Source organism: Mycobacterium sp. (assembly GCF_036488105.1).
GTDB lineage: Bacteria > Actinomycetota > Actinomycetes > Mycobacteriales > Mycobacteriaceae > Mycobacterium.
This window is the reverse complement of sequence record NZ_DASXHW010000147.1, coordinates 1-2,860: the sequence shown is the minus strand read 5'-3', so window position 1 is coordinate 2,860 and position 2,860 is coordinate 1. Positions and strand designations below refer to the sequence as shown.

General features: G+C 64.2%; 3 protein-coding genes and 1 pseudogene. 2 read left to right on the top strand and 2 right to left on the bottom strand.

Annotated features, from left to right (window positions below):
- A pseudogene (locus tag VGH54_RS07725) lies at nt 1-159 on the bottom strand (alpha/beta hydrolase); the annotation flags it as partial.
- A 55-nt stretch (nt 160-214) separates the two neighbouring features.
- Between VGH54_RS07725 and mhuD the strand changes: the two are divergent.
- Together mhuD and VGH54_RS07715 are read left to right on the top strand one after the other, a co-directional pair.
- Nucleotides 215-532 (top strand): mycobilin-forming heme oxygenase MhuD, encoded by a 318-nt coding sequence (gene mhuD / locus VGH54_RS07720; protein ID WP_331511347.1) that lies wholly within the window; start codon nt 215-217, stop codon nt 530-532.
- Complete coding sequence (locus VGH54_RS07715; protein ID WP_331511346.1) at nt 507-1,868, top strand: serine hydrolase; 1,362 nt, start codon at nt 507-509, stop codon at nt 1,866-1,868. Before mhuD ends, VGH54_RS07715 begins: the two co-directional genes overlap by 26 nt.
- A 47-nt stretch (nt 1,869-1,915) precedes the next feature.
- Here the strand turns inward: VGH54_RS07715 and VGH54_RS07710 are convergent.
- A partial coding sequence (locus tag VGH54_RS07710; protein WP_331511345.1) for an AAA family ATPase occupies nt 1,916-2,860 on the bottom strand: 945 nt, incomplete at its 5' end.

Sequence of the window (2,860 nt, the reverse complement as noted above, 5' to 3'; positions counted from 1 at the left end):
ACGACCGCGGTGCCAAGGCGCGTCGTAGGTGTAGACGGCGCCCAGCTGAGTCAGCCACGGCAGCTGACGCGACCAGGTGGTGCCACGGCCCATCAGGCCGTGCACCAAGACCACCGGTTCACCTCGTCCACCGCGGTGGGTGAGCAGATCAGCGGCCATGCACCTATCTTTGCGCGCTTTGGGTCGCCACCGGTCGGCACGGTAGCCTTGCGCCATGCCAGTGGTGAAGATCAACGCAATCGAGGTGCCCGCCGACGCAGGCCCCGAGTTGGAGAAGCGGTTCGCCCACCGCGCGCACGCGGTCGAGAACTCGCCCGGCTTCCTCGGCTTTCAGCTGCTTCGTCCGATCAAGGGCGAAGACCGGTACTTCGTGGTGACGCAGTGGGAGTCCGAAGAGGCATTCCAGGCGTGGGCGAGCGGGCCTGCGATCGAGGCGCACGCCGGCCACCGGAACAATCCGGTGGCGACCGGCGCGTCGCTGCTGGAGTTCGAGGTTGTGCTAGACGTTGCCGGATCCGGACAGTCGGCGTAGTCCGCGCCAGGGCCGACTCCGCGTCGCGGCACTGACGTCCGCCGCCATATTGGTCGCCGCCCTGAGCCCGGGTTGCGCACCGCCACCAGCACCGTCCGCTAACGCGGCGGGCGCCGGCCGGCAGATCAACATGAGCACGCCGGCCGGTCTGCGAGCTCAGCAGACCCTGGACATGCTGAACTCTGACTGGCAGATCGGTCCGGTCGGAGTCGGCACCCTTGCCGCGCCGAAGATGGTCAACCAAATCCAGACCATGATGGAAAAGCTGTGGTGGGACCGGCCGTTCACGTTCCGCGGAGTCGACCTCACAGCGGGCGCGGCCACCCTGAAGCTGACGACGTCTTACGGCGCGCAGCAAGAGATTCGGATACACACCGCCGATGACACGTTGGTGGATGGGTTCGACGTCACCACGCTGGCCCCGAAGATCTCGTCGTGGCGTGACGTCGACGCCGTGCTGGGCAAGACCGGCGCGCGCTACTCATGGCAGGTCACCAAGGTCAATGACGGTCAGTGCAATCGGATAGCCGGCACCAACCCCAATCTGTCACTCCCGTTGGCGTCGATCTTCAAGTTGTACGTGCTCTATGCCGTGGCGGATGCCATCAAGGCCGGGACGGTGTCCTGGGACGATCAGCTGACCGTGACCGACAAAGGCAAGGCCGTCGGTTCAAGCATGGATTTGCCGGTGGGAGCGAATATTTCGGTGCGCACCGCGGCCGAGAAGATGATTGCCACAAGCGACAACATGGCCACCGACATGCTGATCGAGAAGGTCGGCCCACAGGCCGTCGACGATGCGCTGGCCAACACCGGCCACCACGACCCGGCCGCGATGACACCGTTCCCGACGATGTACGAACTGTTTTCGGTCGCCTGGGGCCGACCGGATGTCCGTGAGCAATGGCAGCGAAGCACCGCGCAGCAACGCGCCGCGATGCTAGAAGAAGCGAATTCCCATACTTATCAACCGGATCCGTGGCACGCCCATGTCCCCGCTTCGAAATACGACGCGGAATGGTATGGCACCGCTGAAGATATCTGTCGGGTGCACGTGGCTCTGCAGGCCGGCGCGGTAGGTGCGGCCGCACCCGTCAAGAAGATCCTGGATGCTTCTCCTGGTGTCAACCTGGATCGCGGGCAATGGCCCTATATCGCCGCCAAGGCCGGCGGCCTGCCGGGTGACCTGACGTTCAGCTGGTATGCGGTCGACCGGAGCGGGCAGCCCTGGGTGGTGAGCTTCCAGTTGACCTGGCCTCGCGATCACGGGCCGAGCATCACCGGTTGGATGCTCCAGATCGCCAAGCAGGTCTTCGCGCTGATACCCACGCGATAACAAACGGGCGGCCACCGGATCGATGACCGCCCATCCGTTTGACTTGTTTACTGCGCTGCGGGCGGCGGAGCAGCGGCCGCGTGAGCGCCGGCGTTCGCCAGGTCCGCTTCGGCCGGCTTACGGGCTCCGGTGAAGGTGAACACGGCGTCCTCGCCAGTACCCTCGCCGTCCCAGTTGTCCACATCGACCGTGACAATCTGGCCGGGGCCGACCTCTTCGAACAGGATCTTCTCGGACAGCTGGTCCTCGATCTCCCGCTGGATGGTGCGCCGCAGTGGACGAGCGCCCAGCACCGGGTCGAAGCCGCGCTTGGCCAGCAACGACTTCGCCTTGTCGGTGAGCTCCATCGCCATGTCCTTGGCCTTGAGCTGCTTGCCCACCCGGCCGATCATCAAATCGACCATCTCGATGATCTCTTCGCGGGTCAGCTGGTGGAAGACGATGATGTCGTCGATGCGGTTGAGGAACTCGGGGCGGAAGTGCTTCTTCAGCTCGTCGTTGACCTTCTGCTTCATCCGCTCGTAGTTGTTCTCTCCGCCACCCTGAGTGAAGCCGAGTCCGACTGCCTTGCTGATGTCAGACGTACCCAGGTTTGAGGTGAAGATCAGCACCGTGTTCTTGAAGTCGACGGTGCGACCCTGCCCGTCGGTCAGCCGGCCATCTTCGAGCACCTGCAGCAGGCTGTTGTAGATCTCCTGGTGCGCCTTCTCGATTTCGTCGAACAGCACCACCGAGAACGGCTTGCGCCGCACCTTCTCGGTGAGCTGGCCACCCTCCTCGTAACCGACGTATCCCGGTGGGGCACCAAACAACCGCGATGCGGTGAACCGGTCGTGGAATTCGCCCATGTCGATCTGGATGAGCGCGTCGTCGTCACCGAACAAGAAGTTGGCCAGCGCCTTGGACAGCTCGGTCTTACCGACACCGGACGGGCCGGCAAAGATGAACGAACCGGACGGGCGCTTCGGGTCCTTCAACCCGGCACGGGTACG